At 71.7% G+C, this 23,538-nt stretch carries 22 protein-coding genes; 16 read left to right on the forward strand and 6 right to left on the reverse strand.

All coding sequences use genetic code 11. The features are described from left to right. Positions 1-182: 182 nt before the first annotated feature. The 3 genes from ACZ7M7_RS24865 (at position 183) to ACZ7M7_RS24875 (ending at position 1,948) form a co-directional block, all read left to right on the forward strand. Positions 183-725: a sigma-70 family RNA polymerase sigma factor gene (locus ACZ7M7_RS24865; RefSeq protein ID WP_472120362.1), complete on the forward strand. Its 543-nt coding sequence runs from the start codon at positions 183-185 to the stop codon at positions 723-725. Continuing rightward, positions 722-1,552: an anti-sigma factor gene (locus ACZ7M7_RS24870; protein WP_383629129.1), complete on the forward strand. Its 831-nt coding sequence runs from the start codon at positions 722-724 to the stop codon at positions 1,550-1,552. The genes ACZ7M7_RS24865 and ACZ7M7_RS24870 overlap by 4 nt, the downstream gene beginning before the upstream one ends. Positions 1,553-1,678: 126 nt before the next feature. Further along, positions 1,679-1,948 carry a hypothetical protein gene (locus ACZ7M7_RS24875; protein ID WP_383607601.1) on the forward strand — a complete coding sequence of 90 codons (270 nt, stop codon included), beginning with the start codon at positions 1,679-1,681 and terminating at the stop codon, positions 1,946-1,948. A gap of 285 nt (positions 1,949-2,233) precedes the next feature. On the opposite strand, the gene ACZ7M7_RS24880 is transcribed toward ACZ7M7_RS24875, so the two are convergent. Both ACZ7M7_RS24880 and ACZ7M7_RS24885 read right to left on the reverse strand, forming a co-directional pair. Beyond that, positions 2,234-3,016 carry an ABC transporter permease gene (locus tag ACZ7M7_RS24880; RefSeq protein ID WP_472120364.1) on the reverse strand — a complete coding sequence of 261 codons (783 nt, stop codon included), beginning with the start codon at positions 3,014-3,016 and terminating at the stop codon, positions 2,234-2,236. Continuing rightward, a complete protein-coding gene (locus ACZ7M7_RS24885) occupies positions 3,013-3,984 on the reverse strand; it encodes an ATP-binding cassette domain-containing protein (RefSeq protein WP_472120366.1) in 972 nt (323 codons plus the stop codon). The genes ACZ7M7_RS24880 and ACZ7M7_RS24885 overlap by 4 nt, the downstream gene beginning before the upstream one ends. Before the next feature lie 63 nt (positions 3,985-4,047). Between ACZ7M7_RS24885 and ACZ7M7_RS24890 the strand changes: the two genes are divergently transcribed. Then, positions 4,048-4,764: a TetR/AcrR family transcriptional regulator gene (locus ACZ7M7_RS24890; protein ID WP_383607604.1), complete on the forward strand. Its 717-nt coding sequence runs from the start codon at positions 4,048-4,050 to the stop codon at positions 4,762-4,764. Here ACZ7M7_RS24890 and ACZ7M7_RS24895 read toward each other — a convergent pair. The 3 genes from ACZ7M7_RS24895 to hmgA are packed head-to-tail and all read right to left on the reverse strand — an operon-like array spanning position 4,761 to position 8,059. After that, the gene (locus tag ACZ7M7_RS24895) at positions 4,761-5,903 is read right to left on the reverse strand and encodes a type ISP restriction/modification enzyme (protein WP_472120369.1); all 1,143 of its coding nucleotides are present in this window, start codon (positions 5,901-5,903) and stop codon (positions 4,761-4,763) included. The genes ACZ7M7_RS24890 and ACZ7M7_RS24895 overlap by 4 nt on opposite strands. A 26-nt stretch (positions 5,904-5,929) precedes the next feature. Beyond that, positions 5,930-6,679, reverse strand: coding sequence for a GntR family transcriptional regulator (locus tag ACZ7M7_RS24900; RefSeq protein WP_472120371.1), 750 nt, complete (start codon positions 6,677-6,679; stop codon positions 5,930-5,932). Positions 6,680-6,706: 27 nt separating this feature from the next. Then, positions 6,707-8,059: a homogentisate 1,2-dioxygenase gene (gene hmgA / locus ACZ7M7_RS24905; protein ID WP_472120373.1), complete on the reverse strand. Its 1,353-nt coding sequence runs from the start codon at positions 8,057-8,059 to the stop codon at positions 6,707-6,709. 160 nt (positions 8,060-8,219) lie between these two features. Between hmgA and ACZ7M7_RS24910 the strand changes: the two genes are divergently transcribed. From ACZ7M7_RS24910 to ACZ7M7_RS24965, 12 genes are all read left to right on the forward strand, one after another. Beyond that, positions 8,220-8,849 (forward strand): hypothetical protein, encoded by a 630-nt coding sequence (locus ACZ7M7_RS24910; protein WP_472120375.1) that lies wholly within the window; start codon positions 8,220-8,222, stop codon positions 8,847-8,849. Further along, positions 8,846-9,460, forward strand: a complete 615-nt coding sequence (locus ACZ7M7_RS24915; RefSeq protein WP_472120377.1) for a TetR/AcrR family transcriptional regulator — start codon at positions 8,846-8,848, stop codon at positions 9,458-9,460. The genes ACZ7M7_RS24910 and ACZ7M7_RS24915 overlap by 4 nt, the downstream gene beginning before the upstream one ends. Positions 9,461-9,678: 218 nt before the next feature. After that, positions 9,679-11,976, forward strand: coding sequence for a molybdopterin oxidoreductase family protein (locus ACZ7M7_RS24920; protein ID WP_472120379.1), 2,298 nt, complete (start codon positions 9,679-9,681; stop codon positions 11,974-11,976). A gap of 133 nt (positions 11,977-12,109) precedes the next feature. After that, positions 12,110-13,567, forward strand: coding sequence for a CitMHS family transporter (locus ACZ7M7_RS24925; protein ID WP_472120780.1), 1,458 nt, complete (start codon positions 12,110-12,112; stop codon positions 13,565-13,567). Between the two features lie 68 nt (positions 13,568-13,635). Continuing rightward, positions 13,636-14,874, forward strand: coding sequence for an MFS transporter (locus ACZ7M7_RS24930; RefSeq protein ID WP_472120381.1), 1,239 nt, complete (start codon positions 13,636-13,638; stop codon positions 14,872-14,874). Between the two features lie 100 nt (positions 14,875-14,974). Next, the gene (locus tag ACZ7M7_RS24935) at positions 14,975-15,574 is read left to right on the forward strand and encodes a hypothetical protein (protein ID WP_472120383.1); all 600 of its coding nucleotides are present in this window, start codon (positions 14,975-14,977) and stop codon (positions 15,572-15,574) included. Continuing rightward, the gene (locus ACZ7M7_RS24940) at positions 15,564-16,433 is read left to right on the forward strand and encodes a class F sortase (protein ID WP_472120385.1); all 870 of its coding nucleotides are present in this window, start codon (positions 15,564-15,566) and stop codon (positions 16,431-16,433) included. Before ACZ7M7_RS24935 ends, ACZ7M7_RS24940 begins: the two co-directional genes overlap by 11 nt. Positions 16,434-16,596: 163 nt before the next feature. Next, positions 16,597-17,934, forward strand: a complete 1,338-nt coding sequence (locus ACZ7M7_RS24945) for an ABC transporter ATP-binding protein (RefSeq protein WP_472120387.1) — start codon at positions 16,597-16,599, stop codon at positions 17,932-17,934. Positions 17,935-17,964: 30 nt separating this feature from the next. Beyond that, on the forward strand, positions 17,965-18,417 hold the full coding sequence (locus ACZ7M7_RS24950; protein WP_472120389.1) for a DUF3574 domain-containing protein: 453 nt from the start codon (positions 17,965-17,967) through the stop codon (positions 18,415-18,417). An 84-nt stretch (positions 18,418-18,501) separates the two neighbouring features. After that, positions 18,502-19,890 (forward strand): aldehyde dehydrogenase family protein, encoded by a 1,389-nt coding sequence (locus ACZ7M7_RS24955; RefSeq protein WP_472120391.1) that lies wholly within the window; start codon positions 18,502-18,504, stop codon positions 19,888-19,890. 11 nt (positions 19,891-19,901) lie between these two features. Continuing rightward, complete coding sequence (locus ACZ7M7_RS24960; RefSeq protein ID WP_472120393.1) at positions 19,902-20,981, forward strand: Zn-dependent alcohol dehydrogenase; 1,080 nt, start codon at positions 19,902-19,904, stop codon at positions 20,979-20,981. A 192-nt stretch (positions 20,982-21,173) separates the two neighbouring features. Beyond that, on the forward strand, positions 21,174-22,496 hold the full coding sequence (locus tag ACZ7M7_RS24965) for an MFS transporter (RefSeq protein ID WP_472120395.1): 1,323 nt from the start codon (positions 21,174-21,176) through the stop codon (positions 22,494-22,496). On the opposite strand, the gene ACZ7M7_RS24970 is transcribed toward ACZ7M7_RS24965, so the two are convergent. Next, on the reverse strand, positions 22,488-23,438 hold the full coding sequence (locus tag ACZ7M7_RS24970; protein ID WP_383607620.1) for a DMT family transporter: 951 nt from the start codon (positions 23,436-23,438) through the stop codon (positions 22,488-22,490). The genes ACZ7M7_RS24965 and ACZ7M7_RS24970 overlap by 9 nt on opposite strands. Between the last annotated feature and the right edge of the window lie 100 nt (positions 23,439-23,538).

Raw genomic sequence — 23,538 nt, forward strand, 5'->3', positions numbered from 1 at the left:
CTGACGCACCGGGATTCGGAGCCGGGGGCGGGCCGGATTGGTCGATCTCGAAACAAATTTTTCGGCTGCTCGACCCGCTTTTTCGGTCCGTTGATCCGTAACCCCATCCGGAGGTGTGTTCGTTGCGAATACCTCGTGGGACAAGACGGCCGAGATGCGGTCTGGCTGGAGGGGGAGACGAGTTGGAGGCGGACGAGCTGCTGGTGCTCGTGGCGGGCGGGGACCAGAAGGCGTTCGAGGAGCTGTACGGGCTGGTCTCCGGGCCGGTGTTCGGGCTCGTACGGCGGGTCGTGCGCGACCCCGCCCAGTCGGAGGAGGTGGCGCAGGAGGTGCTGCTCGAACTGTGGCGTTCCGCCGCGAAGTTCGACCCGGGCCGGGGCAGTGCCCTGTCGTGGATCCTCACCGTCGCCCACCGCCGCGCCGTCGACCGGGTGCGCAGCGCCCGCGCGGCCGGCGAGCGCGAGCAGCGCGAGGCACTGCGCGCGAACCACCCCGCGTTCGACCAGGTCGCCGAGGAGGTCGAGGCCGGCCTCGAACGCGAGTGGGTGCGGCGCTGCCTGGAACGGCTCACGGCACTGCAGCGTCAGTCCGTCACCCTCGCCTACTACGACGGCTACACATACCGTGAAGTGGCCGAGCGGCTCTCCCTGCCGCTCGGCACGGTCAAGACCCGGATGCGCGACGGACTCACCCAGCTGCGCAAGTGCCTGGGAGGTGTCGCGTGAGCTTCGTCGACCGACTGCTCCGGCGCGGGGACCTGCACTCCCTCGCCGCCCCCTACGCCCTCGACGCCCTGGAACCCGGCGAGCGGTACCGCTTCGAGAAGCACCTGAGGAACTGTGCCCTCTGCGCCGCCGAGGTGCGCACTCTGTCCGAGGACGCCGTGCGCCTCGCCTGGTCGACGGCCGCCGCGCCGCCCGCCGCGATGCGCGACCGGGTGCTGGCCGCCGTACGGACGACTCCGCAGGAGTCCGCCGGGCGGGAAGCCGGCCGGGAGCCGGCACGCGCGCGTGCCGGCCAGCTGCCGCCGCATGTGTGGGGGAACCAGCCGCCGCCGCGCACCCGTGCGACCAGGACGCGCCCCTTGCTGGCGCCGTTCGCCACCCTCACGGCCGCCGCGGCCCTCGTCGTCGCGTCCCTCTTCGCCGTCCAGGCGACCAGGACGCAGGAGCAACTGGACGCCCAGCGTGCGCGGGCAAGTGAGATCGCTAACGTTCTCGCCGCCCCCGATGCCCGGGCGACCTCCGGCGAGGACGCTGAGGGGCGGACGATCGGAGTGGTCGCCTCCGTATCGAAGGGGCGCGCGATCGTCACTCTGAGCGGCTACGGCGATCTGCCGAGCGGCCGGGTGCACCAGCTCTGGCAGATGCGCCCCGATGTGCAACCACGCTCCCTCGGGCTCTTCGACGGCGACACGCCCTTGTCGGCGTCCGGTCTCGACAAGTCGGCGACGTCACTGGCTGTGACGGTGGAGCCGGACGGAGGGTCTCCGCAGCCCACCAGCCAGCCCGTTGTCCAACTCGCCCTGAAATCGGTTGGATTCGGAGAGTAATCACGGACGAGTCGTCAACACCCTTACGGGGAAGGTGAATCCTGTGACCGCGATACACGAGTGCCTCACCGGGGCGATAGGGTTAACCTGCCCGGGCCGGGTGGACTCGTACGGGTGGGGAGTGACATGGATCAGATAACAGTGCGCAGCAGGGCCAGGGTCCCTGCGATCACCTGCGGGAGCGGTGCGACCAGTTCGCGCCTCGACCGCCATCTCTCGGTGCTGGCGGGTCCCGCCGTGCCGCAGACGGAGGCGGCCGAAGCGACCTCGCTGATGCTTGAGCTGACCAGTCGTGACACCACGCACGCGCGCAGCGACCGGGGTGCGCGGGTCCGCCGTGTCTCGCTCTTCGCCCCGCTGCGCCGACTGCGTCGTTCGCTGTTCGGCGGGCGCTGACTCACACCGGCGTTCCCCGAACGACCTTGGAAAGCCCGCGCTCGGCAACCGCTCCGACCCGGTGTCGCCGCCGTCATCCCCACGGCGCGCAGCGGCGCCTCGGAGTGCTACCCCGGCGCGGGCCCAACCCCGAACTCCACCCACCCCGCTCCTCGGCCCACGTCCGCCCCACGTAACACCTCGGTCTCGTACGGACGTTGACGGGCCACCCTGCACAAGCCGACGACCGCGCCGGCGCCCCACCGGGCCGCCGACGCGGTCGTCGCGTCATTCAGCCGCCGGACGTCACCGCTCCCCGCGCGCACACCGGCGTACCGCGAGCGGTGCGAACACCGCTATGAGCACCGCACACCAGGCCAGCGACCCGGCGACCGGATGCGCGACCGGCCAGGCGGCACCGTCCGGCACCGGCGCGTTGCCGAAGAGGTCCCGCAGGGCCGTGGTGACCGCGCTGATCGGATTCCACTCGGCGAGGGTGCGCAGCCAGCCCGGCAGGCCGTCGGTCGGGATGTACGCGTTGGACAGCAGCGGCAGGATGAAGGTCGCCCCGCCCAGCTGACCGGCGGCCTCCTCGTTGCGGGTCAGCAGCCCCAGGAAGATCCCGATCCACGTCGTCGCGAACCGGAACAGCAGCAACAGCCCCACCGCGCCCGCCGCTTCGAGCGCGGACCCCTCGATCCGCCAGCCCACCGCGAGCCCGACCAGCAGGAACGGCACCGTCCCGGCGGCCGTCACCAGCAGATCCGCGGCCGCCTGGCCCAACGGCACGGCGGCCCGGTTCACCGGCAGCGTCCGCAGGCGGTCCATCACGCCGCGGTGGGTGTCCTGGGCGGCCTGGAACATGCCGGTCATGAGCCCGTTGGCCGCGGTCGCCACCAGCAGGCCCGGCACCAGGAAGGACCGGTACTCGGCGCCAGGCATGGCCAGCGCGCTGCCGAGGACGTAGCCGAAGAACAGCAGCATGGTGATCGGCATGGTCTGGGTCAGGATCAGCAGACCCGGGTTGTTGCGGAGCCGCCGCAGCTGCCGGCCCAGCATCGCGCCGCCGTCGTACGCCAGGGTGCTCATGCCGCACGCTCCTCTTCCTGGGCTTCCTGGGCTTCCTGGGGTTCCTGGGTGAGTTGCAGGAACACGTCGTCGAGCGTCGGCGGTTTGAGGCTCGCGTCCAGCAATGGCACGCCCGCCGCGTCGAGTTCGCGCACCAGACGGGGGAGCGTGAGGGTGGCGTCCCGGGTGACCGCGGCGACGGACCGCCGTTCGTGATCGAACGACGGCTCGGCTCCCGTGAGTTGGTCCAGCACGGCCGCCGCCTTCACCATGACGTCCGCGTCGGTGACGACGACCTCGACATGTGCCCCGATGGCCGACTTGAACTGCGCCGGCGAGCCCGAGTGTGCGACCCGCCCCCGGTCCACCAGGGCGATGTCGTCGGCGAGTTGGTCGGCCTCCTCCAGATACTGCGTGGTCAGCAGCACGGTCGTGCCCTCGGCGGTCAGCTCCCGCACCGCGTCCCAGATCCGGTTGCGGCTGGCGGGGTCGAGACCGGTCGTGGGCTCGTCCAGGAACAGCACGTCGGGGCGGCGCACGAGGCTCGCCGCCAGATCGAGGCGGCGCCGCATCCCGCCCGAGTACGTGGACGCCGGGCGGTCGGCCGCCTCGGCGAGCCCGAAGCGGTCCAGGAGCTCGCCGGCCCGCTCGGCCGGCCCGCGCACCCGGTGCAGCCGGGCGAACAGCCGGAGGTTCTGGCGGCCGGTGAGCTCGCCGTCGACCGACGCGTACTGGCCGGTGACGCCGATGCTGCGGCGGACGGCCGCCGGATCGCGCAGCAAATCGTGCCCGGCGACCCGGGCCGACCCGGCGTCCGGGCGCAGCAGCGTGGTGAGGAGCCGTACGGCCGTCGTCTTGCCCGCGCCGTTCGGGCCGAGGAGGCCGCAGACGGTGCCCTGTGCGACGGCCAGATCGAGTCCGCGCAGGGCGTGGACCTCACCGAATCGCTTCTCCATGCCTTCACTAAGTACAGCGTACGTAGAAGTCATGGGTCGACCATAGCGCACTACGTACGCTGTACGTAACTAGGATGGTGGCCGAGGTGATGATCGATGGCGGGCAAGGCGGCCGAACCACAGGTGATCTGGGCGCGTCCGGAGCGGACCGGGCGTGGCCCCAGGCCCGCGTTCACGCGGGCGGACATCGCGGCTGCGGCGGTGCGGATCGCCGACACCGGTGGGCTGGATGCCGTGTCCATGCGGCATGTCGCGGCCGAGCTGGGCTGCGGCACGATGTCGCTGTACAACTACGTCCCCCGTAAGGAGGACCTGTACGAGCTGATGATCGACGCGATCGGTGCCGAGCACGACATCCGGGAGCCCTCGGGCGACTGGCGTGCCGACATGATCCGCAACGCGCAGGAGACCCGGGCCATCATGCACCGCCATACCTGGGTGCCGCGTCTGATGTCGGGGGTGTACGGCTTCAGCCCCAACACCCTGCGCTACCTGGAGCACTGCCTGGCCTGTCTCGAACCGCTCGACGTCGCGTACAGCGTGAAGATGGAACTGGTCGCGCTGCTCAACGGCGTCGTGACGACGTACACCGCGAACGAGATCGCCACCGCCGAGCGCACCCGTGCCATGCCCTGGTCCGAGGAGGAGGAGAACGCGGTCCGCATCGCCTACCTCGGCAGCCAGGTCGCCACCGGCAGGTATCCGCGCCTCGCCGCGGCCTTCATGGCGGACAGCGGGCCGATCGATCTGGAGGCGGTGTTCACAAGGGCGCTCGAACGGGTGCTGGACGCCTTCGACCCCGACCCGCGTTAGATCAGCGCGAGTTGCCCCTCCGGCCCCTCCTCGTGCCCGTCCAGCACCGACGCCGGCCTGCGGGCCGGCCCAGGGACCGGCAGGACCCGGGCCTTGTGGAGGTCGGTTGCCGTGATGGCGGAGACCAACTCCTCGTGGAACGGCGGGAGTTCTGCCAGCAAGGCCAGGACCGTGATCAGTTCCAGCAGCTCCGACGTCCACCCCTGCGGCCAGGTCGCCGGGCGGATCGCCGCCAGTGTGCCCGGCTCGGGCTCCATGACCCGGGCGGTGAACCACTGCTCCAGAACCCTCGCGCCGGCCAGCTCGAAGTCCCAGGCCTCCGGTGGCACGGGGGAGATGCGGCCCTCGTCGAGGTGCAGCGTCTCCTCGTCACGGTCGTAGTGCAGGGTCAGGGGGCGGGCCGGGAGCGGGGCGCGGACGTAGGGGCGACGGCCGCCGGGAAGCTTCGGGCGGTCGCCGTCGCGGCGCATCAGCCACAGCATGCGGTGGCCCGACTCGACGCCGCGTGCCCAGAGTCCGGGGTCCCGCGTGAGCGGGACGGTGAAGTCGGGGCGGGCGGCGGCGAGGATCCAGGCGAGCACGTCCGACGGCGCCGGGGAGTGGCCCAGCCGGGAGGCGAGGTGGCGCAGCAGGCCCGGCGCCAGGTTGGCTTCCACGCCTCCGGGACGGCGGTACAGCGGGCGGACGCGGCCCGGGCGCAGCAGCGGCAGCAGTGAGGTCGCCAGCAGCGGGGAGTCGGCGGTCTCCAGCACGAAGACCTGCCGCTCGTCCGCCACCCGCCACAGTTCGGGGCGGGCCGCGTCGATCAGACGGTGGTCGGGGATCAGCCACTGCTCGTCGAACGCGGCGTGCAGCACCCGTACCGGCTCCGGGCAGGGGCCCGAGGCGCGGATCAGCTTCTCCGTGCCGGTGGAGTGGCCGGGCAGCTGTCCGACCGCCGAGTGCAGGGTGCGGGAGCGCGTCGGCTCCAGCAGGGCGTCCCGGTCCGGGCCCTCGGCCTTCACGAAGGCGTCCCAGCGGGCCTTCAGGGACGCCGCGTCGGGGCCCGTCGGCCACCCCCGGCCGAGCCGCGGCGGTGCGACGGACCACGGCATGAGGTCCGCCAGCAGCGGAGCGTCGTCGTGCGTCACGCTGGGCATCGTACGACCTGGCTACGACACATGGGTCAGGTGGCGTCCAGGGTCACCGTGAAGGAGAAGCGGTCGCCGCGGTAGTGGATGACCGCGGCGTCGAGGACACGCCCCTGCGCGTCGTACGTCACGCCCGTGTAGTGCAGGATCGGGCTCAGCAGCGGGACTTGCAGCAGTCGCGCCGTCTCCGGGTCGGCCAGCCGGGCCTCCACCGTGTCCGTGATGCGGCTGATGTCCGCCCCGACGACGTCCCGCAGCACCTTGGTCATCGGCCAGCGCACGAGGTCGTCCAGGTCGATGCGCGCGGCCAGTTCGGGGCGGACGTAGTTGCGGGCGTGGTTGGTCGGCTCGCCCGACTTCTCCTCACTGCGCAGACGGTGGTACGTCGCCACCTCGTCGACATCCGGGAAGAACTCGGCGACTTCGGCGGGCACGGGTGCCGGGCCGTGGTCCAGCAGCTCCGTGACCATGCCGGACTGCTGGGCCACGATCGCGTCCACCGAGCCGAGCAGCCGCACGGGGGCACCCGGGAGGGCGTCCGGCTCGATGAAGGTGCCGCGTCTGCGGTGGCGCGTGATCAGGCCCTCGTCCTCCAGCTCCTTCAGCGCCTGCCGCATGGTCAGCACGCTCACGCCGTAGTGCTCCGCCAACTGCTCCTCGGTGGGCAGGCGCAGCGGGTCCTGCGGCCGGCGGCCCAGTATCGAGGCGCGCAGTGACTGCGACACCTGGTACCAGAGCGGCAGTTTGCGGTTCAGGACGATGGAGTCCGGGGCGAAGGAGGTCACGGGGCCATCCGTACCGGTCGGGGATCTTTACTGCAAGGGGCGGAAGTGCCGCTCCATGCCGTGCCACACGTCGTCGTAGCGCTCCTGCAGGTGCTCGGCGCCGGCCGCGTGCGGGGTCAGGGTGACCGGCCAGCGCGTCTCGAACATGAAGGCCAGACCGTCGTCGATCTTCTGCGGCTTGAGCTCGGCCGCGCTCGCCCGGTCGAACGTCTCCCGGTCCGGGCCGTGCGCCGACATCATGTTGTGCAGCGACCCGCCGCCGGGCACAAAGCCCTCCGCCTTCGCGTCGTAGGCGCCCTCGATGAGGCCCATGTACTCGCTCATCACGTTCCGGTGGAAGTACGGCGGCCGGAAGGTGTCCTCGCCGACCAGCCAGCGCGGGGCGAACACGACGAAGTCGACGCCCGCGAGGCCCGGTGTGTCCGACGGGGACGTCAGCACCGTGAAGATCGACGGGTCGGGGTGGTCGTAGGAGATGGTGCCGATCACATTGAAACGGCGCAGGTCATAGATGTACGGCACATGGTTGCCGTGCCAGGCGACCACGTCGAGCGGGGAGTGGTCGTACGTGGCCGTCCAGAGGTTGCCGCAGAACTTGTTCACCACCTCCACCGGGCCCTCGACGTCCTCGTACGCGGCCACCGGCGCCTTGAAGTCCCGTGCGTTCGCGAGGCCGTTGGCGCCGATCGGGCCGAGGTCGGGGAGGTGGAAGGGCGCCCCGTAGTTCTCGCACACATAGCCGCGGGCGGAGGCGTCCAGCAGCTCCACACGGAAGCGCACCCCACGCGGAATCAGTGCCACATGTCCCGGCTCCACATGCAGCAGCCCGAACTCCGTGCGCAGCAGCAGCCCGCCCTGCTCCGGCACGATCAGCAGCTCGCCGTCGGCGTCGCTGAAGACGCGATCCATCGAGGAGGTGGCGTGATACAGGTGCACGGCCATGCCGGTGCGCTGGGTGGCGTCGCCGTTGCCGCCCAGGGTCCACAGGCCGGCCAGGAAGTCGGTTCCGGGGGCGGGCTCGGGCAGCGGGTTCCAGCGCAGCCGGTTCGGGTCCGGCTCCGACTGGGTGAAGGGCGCCGTGCGGATCGCGGCGTTGTCGGTGCGTGTGAACGCCGGGTGGGCCGCTGACGGGCGGATGCGGTACAGCCACGAGCGGCGGTTGTGGGCTCTCGGCTCGGTGAACGCCGAACCGCTCAGCTGCTCCGCGTACAGCCCCAGCGGGGCCCGCTGGGGTGAGTTCCGGCCCTCGGGAAGGGCGCCGGACACCGCCTCCGAACTGTGCTCGTTGCCGAAACCGGAGAGGTAGGTCAGCCCTTCCGCGGTCTTCCGCGCTCCCTCACGCTCGAACACGCTCGCGCGGGAGGTACCCCCATCGCTCATGATCGCTCCCTTGGATCTGATTCCTATGCTTCACCGTAGGATTGCGATTTCATCGGCGCAAGTGATCTGCCGGACCTCCTCTGTGAGGACGACGAGAATGGGGCGGGAACCCGACTCCAGGGGGATCCGGCTTTCGGACCGGTGTTCTAGTCTCCCGGGCATGTCGTGGACGCGGAGCCTGCTCGCCGCGCTCGCGGTCTGTGTCCTGCTGCTGACCGGATCCGCGGGCTGCGGTTCCGGTGACGCGCGGCAAATGGATGCGGACGGAGTCTCGCCCTCGCCGGTGGGCAAGGTCCTCGACGACACCGACGACCAGGGACGGCACTTTCGAGAGGTAGGCAAGGGCGACGCCCCCGAGGTCGGCATCGAGGTGCAGCCGGACCCGGACGGCGGCGACCGGGGCTGGGACGTACGGCTGACGGTCCGCAACTTCCGCTTCTCGCCCGCCGGTGCCCCGGCGCGGGCGGTCGCCGGCCGCGGGCTCGCGTACCTCTACGTCGACGACCGTCTCGTCGCCAGGCTGCGCGGCCCCGACCACCGTCTCGCGGCGGAACTCGTCCCGCGCGGCACCCACCAGGTCACCGTCCGGCTGTACGCGGACGACGGCACGGTGTGGGCCGTGGACGACGGCCCCGTCGAGAGCACGGCCGACATCACGGCATCGGAGGCGGAGACGGCCCTGGCACCGGTGCCGACGTCGACAGCGTCCGCCGCGGCACTGAGCGCGCCGGGTACCCGCTTCCGTACAGGGGGTCGAGGTTCACCGGACCGAGGCGGAAAGGCATCATGAAGACCGTGCCCCACCCAGACACGCTTCGCCGGGCGCCTGTGCAGCGGCGCAGCGCCGAACGGCTCACCAGGATCCTGGACGCCTGCGCCGACCTCCTCGACGAGGTCGGCTACGACGACCTGAGCACTCGGGCCGTCGCCCAGCGTGCCGGTGTCCCCATCGGCTCGGTCTACCGGTTCTTCGGCAACAAGCGCCAGATGGCCGACGCCCTGGCCCAGCGCAACCTGGAGCGCTACACCGCTCGTGTCACCGAGCGCCTCAAGGAGGCCGACGACGGGGGCTGGCGTGCGGCGATGGACGCCGTGCTCGACGAGTACATCGCCATGAAGCGCACCGCGCCCGGCTTCTCCCTCGTCGACTTCGGCAACCAGATCCCCGTCGGCACCCGCGGCGAGCCCAACCACCGCGTCGCCGACGCCCTCACCGACCTGCTCTCCGGCTACCTCGGCCGCGAACCCGACGAGGACCTCCGCCGCACCTTCCTCATCGCCGTCGAAACCGCCGACACCCTGGTCCACCTCTCGTTCCGAGTGGCCCCGGAGGGCGACGAACGGATCATCGAGGAGGCGCGGGAGATGCTGCGGGCGTATCTGGCGCGGGTCCTGGACTGACGGCCTCGCTCAGGCGCCGCACCGGCAGCCCTGTCGGGAGCAGGGCCGACGGTCCGGCGGGCTGACGCGGCCACCGGACCGAGACGCCCGGCCGTCCGGCGGGCCGACGGCTCGCGAATTTCCGACCTCATCCCCGGAGGGGACTCCCCTCCGTGCATACCGGTCGGTATGCTCTGCCTCACCCGCGCGCCACCGCCGTCGCCACCCCGGGAGGACCCGTGTCCCGCACCGCACTGCGCATCTGCCCCCTGTGCGAGGCCACCTGCGGCCTGACGCTCACCATCGAGGGGACCGCGGTCACCGGTGCCCGCGGTGACCGCGACGACGTGTTCAGCCAGGGGTTCATCTGCCCCAAGGGCGCCTCCTTCGGGGCCGTCGACGGTGACCCCGACCGGCTGCGCACCCCGCTGGTGCGCAAGGACGGCGAGCTGCGCGAGGCCACCTGGGAGGAGGCCTTCGACGCGGTCGCCGCCGGTGTCCGGGCGGTCGTCGAGCGGTACGGGCCGAACTCGGTGGGCGTCGTGCTCGGCAACCCCAACGTGCACACCGTGGCCGGCGCGCTCTACCCGCCGGTCCTGCTCGCCGGCCTGCGCACCCGCAGCATCTTCACCGCCTCAACGGTCGACCAGATGCCCAAGCACGTCTCCAGCGGCCTGCTCTACGGCGACGCCCTCGCGATCCCGGTGCCGGATCTGGACCACACCGACCATCTGCTCCTCATCGGCGCCAACCCCCTCGAGTCCAACGGCAGCCTGTGCACCGCCCCCGACTTCCCGGGCAAGCTGAAGGCACTCAAGGCCCGCGGCGGCACCCTCACCGTCATCGACCCGCGCCGCACCCGCACCGCCAAGCTCGCCGACCGGCACATCGCGATCCGGCCCGGCACCGACGCGCTGCTCCTCGCGGCGATGGCGTCCGTCCTCTTCGAGGAAGGGCTCGTGGCTCCCGGTGAGTCGGCACCGCACCTCCAGGGGCTCGACGAACTCCCCGACGCCGTACGGGATTTCACCCCCGAAGCCGTGGCGGACGCCTGCGACGTGGACGCCGGCACCATCCGCGTCCTCGCCCGCGAGCTGGCCGTGGCTCCCACCGCCGCCGTCTACGGCCGCATCGGCAGCTGCACCGTCCCGCACGGCACCCTGGCCAGCTGGCTCGTCGACGTCCTCAACATCCTCACCGGCAACCTCGACCGCCCCGGCGGCGCCCTCTTCCCGCAGGCGGCCACCGACAAGACGCCCCGCCCCGCAGGACCCGGACACGGCTTCTCGCTCGGGCGCTGGCAGTCGCGGGTGAGCGGGCACCCCGAGGCCAAGGGGGAGCTGCCGCTGTCCGCGCTCGCCGAGGAGATCGACACGGCCACCGAGGAGGGCGAGCCGGTCCGGGCGCTCATCGCGGTCGCCGCCAACCCGGTCCTGTCGTCCCCCGACGGCGACCGCCTCGACAAGGCCCTCGACTCGCTCGACTTCATGGTCAGCGTCGACCCGTACCTCAACGAGACCTCGCGCCACGCCCACGTCGTGCTCCCGCCGCCCCCGCCCTCGCAGAGCCCGCACCACGACTTCGCCTTCAACACCCTCGCCGTCCGCAACCAGGTCCGCTACACCCGCCCCGCCGTCCCGCTGGAGCCGGGCCGGATGGCCGAGGCGGAGATCCTGGCCCGGCTGATCCTGGCCGCGACGGGCATGCACGGCGCCGACCCGGCCGCCGTCGACACGCTGGTCATCGACCAGACCCTCGGCAAGGCGGTCAAGGAGCCGCACTCCCCGGTCCACGGCCGCGATCCGAAGGAACTCGCCGCGCAACTCACCGGCGTGAACGGCCCCGAGCGGCGCCTCGACATGATGCTGCGCCTCGGCCCGTACGGCGACGGCTTCGGCGTACGACCGGACGGCCTCACCCTGGAGAAGCTGCTCGCGCATCCGCACGGCATCGACCTCGGCCCGCTGCAGTCCCGGCTGCCGCAGCCCCTGAAGACCGTCAGCGGCAAGGTGGAGCTGCTGCCGCGGCCCATCGCCGACGACCTGCCCCGCCTGCGGGCGGCCCTGCGCGAGCGCACCGACGGGCTCGTCCTGGTCGGCCGCCGCCATCTGCGCTCCAACAACAGCTGGATGCACAACGTGCCCGCGCTCACCGGCGGCACCAACCGCTGCACGCTGCACATCCACCCCGAGGACGCCGAGCGGCTGGGGCTGCGGGACGGGGCGCCCGTCCGCGTGAAGGGCGCCGGCGGAGAGGTGGTCACGGAGGCCGAGGTCACCGACGCGGTCCGCCCCGGGGTCGTCAGCCTGCCGCACGGCTGGGGCCACAACCGCCCCGGCACCCGGCTGAACCATGCGCTGAAGGACCCCGGCGTCAACGTCAACCAGCTCCTCGACGGCAGCCTGCTCGACCCGCTCTCGGGCAACGCGGTCCTCAACGGGATACCCGTGCTGCTTGTCCCGGGGGACGACCCCCGGACCCCCAGCAGAAAGGCAGTCGGCGGGGTGACGGCGCGGACATCGGCGCAGCAGACCTGAGCAAAACAGGCCACCGTGGCAGCGCTGTGAGCAGTGCAAAGCTGTGACCAGCAGTTTTGCGCTTATTGCTCGCATGTCAACGTCTTGTTAACGCCGCTTGACGGGACCTAACGTCAACGCACCGCCGGCCCTGGTGGGTCGTTCAAGGGCGAACGTTAGGTATCCACTCATGCTGACCATCCTTGGCTTCGCCATGATCGCGACCTTCCTGGTCCTGATCATGATGAAGAAGATGTCGCCGATCGCGGCGCTCGTGTTGATTCCGGCACTGTTCTGCGTCTTCGTCGGGAAGGGCGCCAAGCTCGGTGACTACGTCCTCGACGGCGTCACCGACCTCGCCCCCACCGCGGCGATGCTCATGTTCGCGATCGTCTACTTCGGTGTGATGATCGATGTCGGCCTCTTCGACCCGATCGTTCGGGGAATCCTGAAGTTCTGCAAGGCCGACCCGATGCGGATCGTGGTCGGCACGGCGATCCTCGCCGCGATCGTCTCGCTCGACGGCGACGGCTCGACCACCTTCATGATCACCGTCTCGGCGATGTACCCGCTGTACAAGCGCCTGAAGATGAGCCTGGTCGTGATGACCGGTGTCGCCGCGATGGCCAACGGCGTGATGAACACGCTGCCGTGGGGCGGCCCGACCGCCCGCGCCGCCACCGCGCTCAAGCTCGACGCCAGTGACATCTTCGTCCCGATGATCCCGGCCCTCGCCGTCGGCCTGGTGGCCGTCTTCGTCCTCGCGTACTTCCTCGGCCTGCGCGAGCGCAAGCGCCTGGGTGTGCTCACGCTGGACCAGGTCCTGGTCGAGGAGAAGGCCGAGGAGACCGAGACGGTTCTCGTCGGCGCCGGGTCCGGTTCCGGTGCTTCCGGCACGGGCAAGGCCACCGGCGGCGCCGGCTCCGGCACGGACGCCGAGAGCGACGACGAGGACGGCGACGCGGAGCGCTTCCAGGTCCTCGACCCGAACCGGACCACGCTGCGTCCCAAGCTGTACTGGTTCAACGCGCTGCTCACGGGCGCCCTGCTGACCGCCATGATCATGGAGTGGCTGCCGATCCCGGTGCTGTTCCTGCTCGGCGCCGCGCTCGCCCTGACGGTCAACTTCCCGCACATCCCGGACCAGAAGGCCCGCCTCGCCGCCCACGCCGACAACGTCCTCAACGTCTCCGGCATGGTCTTCGCCGCCGCCGTCTTCACCGGCGTCCTCCAGGGCACCGGCATGGTGGACCACATGGCCAAGTGGATGGTGGACGTCATCCCCGAGGGCATGGGCCCGCACATGGCCCTGGTCACCGGCGTCCTGAGCCTCCCGCTCACCTACTTCATGTCGAACGACGGCTTCTACTTCGGCGTCCTGCCGGTGCTCGCCGAGGCCGGCGCGGCGCACGGCGTCACCCCGCTGGAGATGGCCCGCGCCTCCCTGGTCGGCCAGCCGCTGCACATGTCGAGCCCGCTCGTCCCGGCCGTGTACGTCCTGGTCGGTATGGCCAAGGTGGAGTTCGGCGACCACACCAAGTTCGTGGTGAAGTGGGCGGCGCTCACCTGCCTCATCATCCTCGCGGCGGGAATCCTCTTCGGAATCATCTGATCCCGCGCGCAAGCACCCTTCCGGGGCTCCCTGGCTCCGGTAATCCCGGCCTCTGGAGGAACACGATCATGGCGCCCGGTGGGAACCGCGGCTGGCTGCTCCGCCTCGTCATCGCCTTCAGCTTCGCGCAGGGGGCGGTGTCGATGGCCCGGCCCGCCGTCTCCTACCGGGCCCTCGCGCTGGGCGCCGACGAGCGGGCGATCGGCGTGATCGCGGGTGTGTACGCCCTGCTGCCGCTCTTCGTCGCCGTCCCCCTGGGCCGCCGCACCGACCACGGCCGGTGTGCGCCGCTGCTGCCCGTCGGCGTCGTCCTGATTTCCGGCGGCTGCGCCATGAGCGGCCTCGCGGACTCCCTGTGGGCGATGGCGATCTGGAGCGGGGTCATGGGCCTCGGCCACCTCTGCTTCGTCATCGGCGCCCAGTCGCTCGTGGCCCGCCAGTCCGCCCCGCACGAACAGGACCGCAACTTCGGCCACTTCACGATCGGCGCCTCGCTCGGCCAGCTGATCGGCCCGGTCGCCGCGGGCGCGCTGATCGGCGGCCGGGACATGGCGGGGACCAGCGCCCTCGCCCTGCTGGTGGCGGGCGCGGGCGGCGCTGTCGCGCTGACCTCGCTGTGGCGCATAGAGAGCCGTACGACGGCCGGGTCCGGCAAGGACCGGGGCGAACGCGTCCCCGTCCGGCGCATCCTGCGCGCCCGGGGTGTGCCCGCCGGCATCTTCATCAGCCTCGCCGTGCTGTCCGCGACCGACATCCTCACGGCCTACCTCCCGGTGGTCGGCGAGCACCGGGGCATCGCTCCGTCCGTGATCGGCCTCCTGCTCAGCCTGCGCGCGGCGGCCACCATCGCCTGCCGCCTGGTCCTGACGCCCCTGCTGCGGCTCCTCGGCCGGACCCTGCTGCTGACCGTGACCTGTCTGCTGGCGGCCTTGCTCTGCGCCGGGATCGCGCTGCCGGTGCCGGTGTGGGCGCTGGCCCTGATCCTGGCCCTGCTCGGCTTCTGCCTCGGCGTCGGACAGCCGCTGTCCATGACGACGGTCGTCCAGGCGTCCCCCGACGGTGCCCGCTCCACGGCCCTCGCCCTGCGGCTGACCGGCAACCGCCTCGGACAGGTCGCCGCGCCCGCGTCGGCGGGCCTGATCGCGGGCCTCGCGGGCGTGGCGGCGCCGTTCGTGATGCTGGGAGCGCTGTTGCTGCTGTCGGCGGGGGTCGCGCTGCGGGCGCGCACAAGGCCGGTGGGGGAGTCGGAGGACGCCGGCGAGCGGGGCGGCGCCAGACCGGCATTGGGGCGAAAGAGTGGTATCTGACGGGTCGTAGGGCGATGCTCCCCCGATTCGTCGCGCGCATGTGAAAGAGAGTCAGGCAAAGGGCTATTTGTACGAAAATCGTCTGACTCGGAGGACTCGCATGCCCACCACGCCTCTTCCACGCCGCGCCGGACTGCGTATCGCCGCCGTCACGGCGCTCACTGCCGCGCTCACGCCGCTCACGGGGCTGCCGACGGCGGGCGCCCAGGAGAATGCCACCATCAAGATCCACACGGCACCGTGGGACGGGGTCGCGCGCACGCCGTACGGAGACGCGATCGACGAGCCGCGGGTCTGCCGGTTCTACCTCGACGCGCTCAACTTCGAAGAGGTGACGAGCGCCACCTACCGCATCGCGGCCGAACCCCCGGTCGGCGGAGCTGCCGGGCTCACCGGGACCATCAACCTGGCGAACGGCGCCGGTCACTCCGCGGACCTGACGCTGCCCGACGGGCAGTACCGGCTCTACTGGACGTACCCGGGCGCCACGGCCCCCGAGCGGGAGAAGAGCTTCACGGTCGACTGCCGGTCCTCGATGTCGACGCCCTCGCCCGGCCCGCAGGGCGGTCCGCCGGCCGGTGGCGGCGGGATCGCTCGCGACGAGGCGTTCACCACGGTCGCCGGTGCCGGCGTCGTCGGCCTGGCCGCGGTGGGCGGGGTGATGTGGTTCCGGCTCCGTCGTCGTACGCATGGCGCGTAGGAGGCGACGCAGGCCCTGGTACCGGAGGCGCGCCTACCGTCTGACGAGGACGGCCGTACTGGCCGCCGCGCTGGTGGTGGTCGGCGTCCGGTGCGACCACGAGCGGCCCGGAGTGGATACGGCCGCTCCGGGCTCCCCCGAGGCCTCCGAGGTCCGATCCGCCGGCACCGGTTCCGGTGCCGGCGGGGCGGGCGCCGACTCCCGCCCCGGCGCCACGGACGCGGGCGCCGCCGCCCGCGAGGCGTCGCCCCGGCAACCCGCTCCCTCCGAAACGCGGACCCCGCCCGAAAGCGCGGCCAACAGCCCCTCCCCACCACCCCCGAGCCCCGCGGACAAGGAGGAGGCGGCCAAGCGCCCGGCCGCGCCCCGCCCCCTGCCCCGCTCCCGTGCGACCCGCCTCGTCATCCCCTTCATCGGCGTCGACGCCACCCTCATCGACCTGCGCCTCGACAGCGAGCGGCGACTGCCCGCACCCCCCGAGGACGAGCCCGAGGTGGCCGGCTGGTACGCCGACGGGCCGTCACCCGGTGAGCAGGGCACCGCCATCGCAGTGGGCCATCTCGACACCAACACCGGCCCCGCCGTCTTCGGCGGGCTCGGCGAACTGAAGCGCGGCAAACGCATCGAGGTCCGGCGTGCCGACGGCCGCGCCGCCGTCTACAAGGTGGACGCCATCAAGTCGTACGAGAAGGACAAGTTCCCCAACCGGGAGGTGTACGGCGTCCGGAGCCGTCCCGAGCTGCGGCTGATCACCTGCGGCGGCAACTACGACCGCCGGACCGGCTATTCGGGCAATGTCGTCGTCTTCGCCCATCTCATCGCGACCCGTGAGCTACGCGCGGCGGCCGACAAGCGCTGAATGTGGCCGTCCGCTTTCTCATCTGCCGGACCACCACGCCCGATTCCGCCCAGTCCCTTCCCCCAGCCGCACACATTCCGTTAGCTTCCGTGACTCATACGCCCCGTACGACCCGCACGAGGCGTTCGACCGCGGAGCAAATGAGCCCCCGGGGGCAGCCGTCATGACACGCGCCATATCCCTGCACCAGGTGAGCAAGTCGTACACGCGAGGCGTCCGGGTCGTGGACCGGCTCTCGCTGGACATCGAGCCCGGCGAATTCCTCGTCCTCCTCGGGCCCTCCGGCTGCGGCAAGTCCACCGTGCTGAGGATGATCGCCGGGCTGGAGGAGATCGACGAGGGCGAGCTGCAGCTGGACGGCGAGTGGTCCAACGACCTGCTGCCCGCCGACCGGCACATGGCGATGGTCTTCCAGAACTTCGCCCTCTATCCGAGCATGACGAGCCGCGACAACATCGGCTTCCCGCTGCGCATCGAGTCGCCCGGCGAGGATCCCCGCGCACGTGTGGACGCCACCGCGCGCATGCTGGGCATCGAGGACCTCCTCGACCGCTTCCCCGCCCAGCTCTCCGGCGGCGAACGCCAGCGCGTCGCCATGGGCCGGGCCATCGCCCGCCACCCCGCCGCCTTCCTGATGGACGAGCCGCTGTCCAATCTCGACGCCAAGCTGCGCAACCACCTGCGCGCCGAAATCTCCGCTCTCACCCGGAAGCTGGGCGTCACCACGGTGTACGTCACCCACGACCAGGCCGAGGCGATGTCGCTCGGCGACCGGGTGGCCGTCCTGCGCGGCGGCGTCCTCCAGCAGGTCGGCACCCCGCGTTCGGTGTACGCCCTGCCCCGCAACGTCTTCGTCGCCGCCTTCATCGGCACCCCGCGCATCAACCTCCTGCGCGGCCTCGTACGCGCCCCGCTGGACGGCGCGATGACCATCAGCCTCGGCAAGCAGTACCTCCGGCTGCCCGAACCCCTGTCCCTGGACCACCAGTTGCTCCGCGTCCAGCAGGGCCGCGAGGTGATCGTGGGCCTGCGCTCGGAGGCGGTGCGGATCGCCTCGCCCGCCACCGCCCGCCCCGGCGAGGTGCACATCACCGGCCTCGTCGAGCACGTGGAGTTCCAGGGGCACGAGGTCCTCGTCCACTTCAACACCGGCTCCCAGCCGGCCGTCGTACCGGACCTGGAGGCGCCGCGCGCAGTCCCGCCGGTCCGGCGGCGCCGCCGTGATGCCGGCACGGTGCTGGAGCGGCTCCGCAGCAAGGCGGGCGCGTTGCGCGCCGGTCCGGTGGTGACGCTGGAGCATCCGGCCGACGCCGCTGCCGACCTGGCGCCGCCCGAGGGCCGGCTGCCCGGCGATCTCATCGTGCGCACCACGCCCGACATCGACCTCCGGCACGGCATGCAGGTCCCGCTCCTCGTCGACATCGCCCACCTGTTCGTCTTCGACCAGCACGGCGACCGCATCTGCCCGGCCCCGGCGCGACTGCCGGATTTGGATGAATAAGACACTCCGGGCATAGGTAGCCATGGGTGCATGAACGTGCAACTCACCCGAACCAGGACCGCCTTGGTGGTGTCCGGTCTGCTGCTGGCCGTCGGCGCGCCCACCGCGTACGCCACTCTCGACGACGGAACCGCCTCGGCGCCGTCGCGGGGTGAGCCGTACGTGCAGACGCAGCTCTTCTTCGGCACTGCGCGCCCCGACGGCGGCCCGGCCGTCACCGACCGGCAGTTCATGGCGTTCGTCGACGAGGAGGTCACGCCGGACTTCCCGGACGGCCTGACCGTGCAGAGCGGGCGCGGGCAGTGGCGGGACGCGAGCGGGGCGATCGAGAAGGAGCGGTCGTACGAGCTGATCCTGCTGTACCCGGTGGGGCGGGCGGCCGCGAGCGACGGGAAGATCGAGGAGATCCGCCGGGCCTACGCGAAGCAGTTCGGTCAGGAGGCCGTGGCTAGGGTGGACGACCGGGCCGGAGTGGACTTCTGAAACCGGGGGAGCCTGGCGCCCGAAAACTATCGCCGCTAGTTTATGAGTCGCACGACGACACGGCCCAGCCCGGGAGGACGCACCATGAAGGCGCACGACGGCATGTACATCGACGGCGAGTGGCGCCCCGCCACCGGCCCGGACACCATCGACGTCGTGAACCCGGCCGACGAGCAGGTCATCGGCCAGGTCCCGGCCGGTACGGCCGCCGACGTCGACACCGCTGTACGGGCCGCCCGTGCCGCCCTCCCGGCCTGGGCCGCCACCCCGCCCGCGGAACGGGCCGCCCGGCTGACCGCCCTCCGGGACGCACTGGAGGCCCGCAAGGACGAGATCGCCGAGACGGTCACCGCCGAGCTCGGCTCGCCGCTGAAGCTCTCGCAGACCGTGCACGCGGGCCTGCCGATCGCGGTCGCGGGCAGCTACGCCGAACTCGCGGCGACGTATGCCTTCGAGGAGAAGGTCGGCAACTCCACCGTCCACCACGAGCCCATCGGCGTGGTCGGCGCGATCACGCCCTGGAACTACCCGCTCCACCAGATCGTCGCCAAGGTCGCCCCGGCGCTGGCCGCCGGCTGCACGGTCGTGCTGAAGCCCGCCGAGGACACGCCGCTGGTCGCCCAGCTCTTCGCCGAGGCGGTGCACGAGGCCGGCGTCCCCGCGGGCGTCTTCAACCTGGTCACCGGCCTCGGCCCGGTCGCGGGCCAGGCGCTCGCCGAGCACCCGGGCGTCGACCTGGTCTCCTTCACCGGCTCCACGGCCGTCGGCCGGCAGATCGCCGCGGTCGCCGGCGTGGCGATCAAGAAGGTCGCCCTGGAGCTCGGCGGCAAGTCGGCCAACGTCATCCTGCCGAGCGCCGACCTGGCCAAGGCGGTCAACGTCGGCGTCGCCAACGTCATGTCCAACTCCGGGCAGACGTGCAGCGCCTGGACGCGGATGCTGGTGCACCGGGACCAGTACGACGAGGCCGTCGAGCTGGCCACGGCCGCCGCCGCGAAGTACGGCGAGCGGATCGGCCCGGTGGTGAACGCCAAGCAGCAGGAGCGGGTGCGCGGTTACATCGCCAAGGGCGTGGCGGAAGGCGCGCGGCTGGTGGCCGGCGGCCCCGAATCGCCACGCGAACAGGGCTACTTCGTCTCCCCGACCGTCTTCGCCGACGTGACCCCGCAGATGACGATCGCCCAGGAGGAGATCTTCGGCCCGGTCCTGTCCGTCCTGCGCTACGAGGACGAGGAGGACGCCCTGCGCATCGCCAACGGCACCGTCTACGGCCTCGCCGGCGCGGTCTGGGCGGGGGACGAGGCGGAGGCGGTGGCCTTCGCCCGCCGTATGGACACCGGACAGGTCGACATCAACGGCGGCCGTTTCAACCCGCTCGCCCCCTTCGGCGGCTACAAGCAGTCCGGCGTCGGCCGCGAGCTCGGCTCGCACGGTCTCGCCGAGTACCTCCAGACCAAGTCCCTGCAGTTCTGAGGAGCGTTCACGTGGTACGCGCAGCCGTCCTGCCCGAAGTGGGCGCCCCGTTGAAGATCACGGACATCGAGCTTCCCGACCCCGGCCCCGGCCAGGTCCGCGTCCGTCTCGCCGCCGCCGGGGTGTGCCACTCCGACCTGTCCCTGTCCAACGGCACCATGCGGGTGCCGGTCCCCGCCGTCCTCGGCCACGAGGGCGCCGGCACGGTCGTCGCCGTCGGCGAGGGCGTCACCCATGTCGCGCCCGGCGCCGAGGTCGTCCTCAACTGGGCCCCGTCCTGCGGCAGCTGTCACGCCTGCTCGCTCGGCGAGGTCTGGCTGTGCGCCAACGCCCTCAACGGCGCCGCCGACGTGTACGCCCGCACCGCCGACGGGACCGACCTGCACCCCGGTCTGAATGTCGCCGCGTTCGCCGAGGAGACGGTCGTGCCCGCGGGCTGCGTCCTGCCGCTCCCGGCCGGCATCCCCCTCACCGACGCCGCCCTCCTCGGCTGCGCGGTCCTCACCGGCTACGGCGCCGTCCACCACTCGGCGCGGGTCCAGCCCGGCGAGACGGTCGCGGTGTACGGCGTCGGGGGAGTGGGGCTCGCGGCACTGCAGGCGGCCCGTATCGCGGGTGCCGGACGCATCGTCGCGGTCGACGTCTCCCCGGCGAAGGAGGAACTGGCGCGCGCGGCCGGAGCCACCGACTACGTGGTCGCCTCCGAGAACACCGCCCGCGAGATCCGAGGGCTGACGGACAAGCAGGGCGTGGACGTGGCCGTCGAGTGCGTGGGCCGCGCGACCACGATCCGCACGGCCTGGGACTCCACCCGCCGCGGCGGCCGCACCACGGTCGTCGGCATCGGCGGCAAGGACCAGCAGGTCACCTTCAACGCCCTGGAGATCTTCCACTGGGGCCGGACCCTCTCCGGCTGCGTCTACGGCAACTCCGACCCGGCGCGGGACGTGCCGGTCCTTGCCGAGCACGTACGCGCGGGCCGCCTGGACCTGGGCGCGCTCGTGACGGAACGGATCGGCCTGGAGGGCATCCCGGCGGCCTTCGAGAACATGCTCGCGGGGAAGGGCGGCAGGGCGCTGGTGGTGTTCTAGCCCTGCTTTCCGCGCGCCCCGGCCTCCGTGCGAGGTCGGGGCCGCAGGCATGCCCGGGCCCGCTCTGTGTGCCATGTGCAGGTAAAAACTCCTGCTGTACGACCGTTGACGTACATACCGTCCGGTCAGTACGTTCCCCGGAACCTGAGCCATCCCCCGTTCCGTCCCCAGCACCCATCGGAGTGTGCACGCATGGACACGGCACCTTCCGCCCAGCCGCTCACCCCTACCGCGCCCGCCGCCGGCAACCGCCGCCGCGTCGCCACCGCCGCCGCTCTCGCGTCAGCCGTGGAGTGGTACGACTACTTCGTCTTCGGCATCGCCGCCGCTCTCGTTCTCGGAGACCTGTACTTCCCGGCCGGCAGCCCCACCGCCGGGGTGCTCGCGTCCTTCGCGACCTTCGCCGTCGGCTTCCTGGCCCGGCCCATCGGCGGCATCGTCGCGGGCCAGCTGGGCGACAAGCGCGGCCGCAAGCCGATGCTGGTCCTCGCGCTCACCCTCATGGGCATCGCCACCACCGGCATCGGCCTGCTCCCGACCTACGACACGATCGGCGTCGCCGCCCCGATCCTGCTGGTCCTCTTCCGCGTGCTGCAGGGCATCGCCGTCGGCGCCCAGTGGGGCGGCGCGATGCTGATGGCCACCGAGTACGCCCCCGAGGGCAAGCGCGGCATCTACGGCAGCTTCGTCCAGCTCGGCGTCCCCATCGGCGTGGTGACCGCCAACACCGTGTTCCTGCTGGCCGGCGCGTTCACCAGCGACTCCGAGTTCGCGGCCTGGGCCTGGCGTGTGCCGTTCCTCGTCGGCCTGCTCGTCCTCGTGCTCGCCTGGTACATCCACACGCGCGTCGAGGAGACCCCCGAATTCCGGGACGCGGAGAAGAAGCTGGCCGAGAAGGAGAAGGGCGAGCAGTCATCTCCGCTGCGGACGATCCTGCGCGACCACCTCGGTACGGTGCTCCTCGCCGGAGGCTCCTTCGCCGTGAACACGGCGACCTTCTACATCATCATCACCGGCGTGCTCGACTACACGACCCGCGAACTCGGTATGAAGAAGAGCGCCGTCCTCACCGTCTCGCTCTGCATCAGCCTCACCCAGCTGGTGCTGATCCCGGCCGCCGCCGCGCTCTCCGACAAGTTCGGCCGCATCCGTATCTACGCGATCGGCGCGGTCGGCATCGCGCTGTGGGCCGTACCGCTGTTCCTGCTGATCGACACCGGCTCACTCCTGTGGCTGGCCGTCGCCACGTTCGTCGCCAGCTGCTTCCTCAGCATCATGTACGGCCCCCAGGCGGCCCTGTTCGCCGAGCTGTTCACGCCCGAGATGCGCTACACGGGCGCTTCCCTCGGCTACCAGATCGCGGCCGTGCTCGGCGGGGGTCTCGCCCCGTTCGTCATGGTGCTGCTGCTGGAGACCACGGGCACGTCGATGGCGGTCTCGGCCTACATCATCGGCCTGTCGGTGATCGCCCTGCTGTCCATCAAGGTCCTTGCGGACAGGGCGCGTTCACGCTGACTCACGGGTCTGCTCGGGTTGTGGCGCACCGGCCACGACCCGGGCGCCCCGAGCGCGGGAGCGCGACACGGCGACCCCGGCCAGACACAGCGCCCCGCCCGCCAGGGTGAGCAGCCCCGGCACCTCGCCCAGCGTCAGCCAGGACATCAGCACGACGAGCGCGGGCACCGCGTACGTGGTCGCGCCCATACGGCTGGCGGTCGTACGGGCCAGGGCGTACGCCCAGGTCGTGAAGGCCAGCGCCAGCGAGAAGACGCCCAGGTAGACCATGTTGAGCGTGGCCGACAGCGAGGCGTCGGCCAGATCGCCGATCAGCTGCCCGGCGAACGGCAGGCAGAGCACCGCCCCGACCAGGCACCCGAACGTCGTCACCTGGAGCGCGCTCGCATGGCCGAGCGCCGGCTTCTGCGCCACGGCACCGCCCGCGTAGCCGATCGCGGCGAGCAGGCACAGCACCACGCCGAGCAGCGAGGAGCCACCCCCACCCGACATCGACAGTCCCACGGTCACCGCGCCCGCGAACGACACCGCCATTCCGGCCAGCAGCCGCGGCGGCATCGGATCGCCGAGCACCCGGGCGGCCAGCAGGGCCATCAGGATGGGCCCGATGTTCACCACGAGAGCCGCCGTACCGGCGTCCACCTGCTGTTCGCCCCAGTTCAGCACGACGCTGTAGAAGCCGAACCACAGCAGGCCCGATATCGCGATGCCGGGCCAGGCCGCCCGCGGCGGCAGACCCTCCCGCCGGACCAGGCAGATGCCCCCCAACACCAGCGCGCCGACAAGCAGCCGCCCCAACGCGAGCGCGCCGGGCGAGTACTCGGCCCCCGCGCTCCGAATGGACACGAAGGCCGAGGCCCACAGCACGACGGTCACAGTGGCCGCACCGGCAGCGAGAAGTTCGGGACGGCGGGCGGGGTGGGCGGAGGAGGTGCTCATCATGCTCCCGAGGCTAGGAGGAAAGGCAGGGCAAGGTCTCGCGGATTTCGGACGTGGCGATGGGTGCGGGGACGGTGCCCGGCCAACCGGCGTCCACTCGGCC

The organism is Streptomyces sp. NPDC111606, assembly GCF_055656945.1.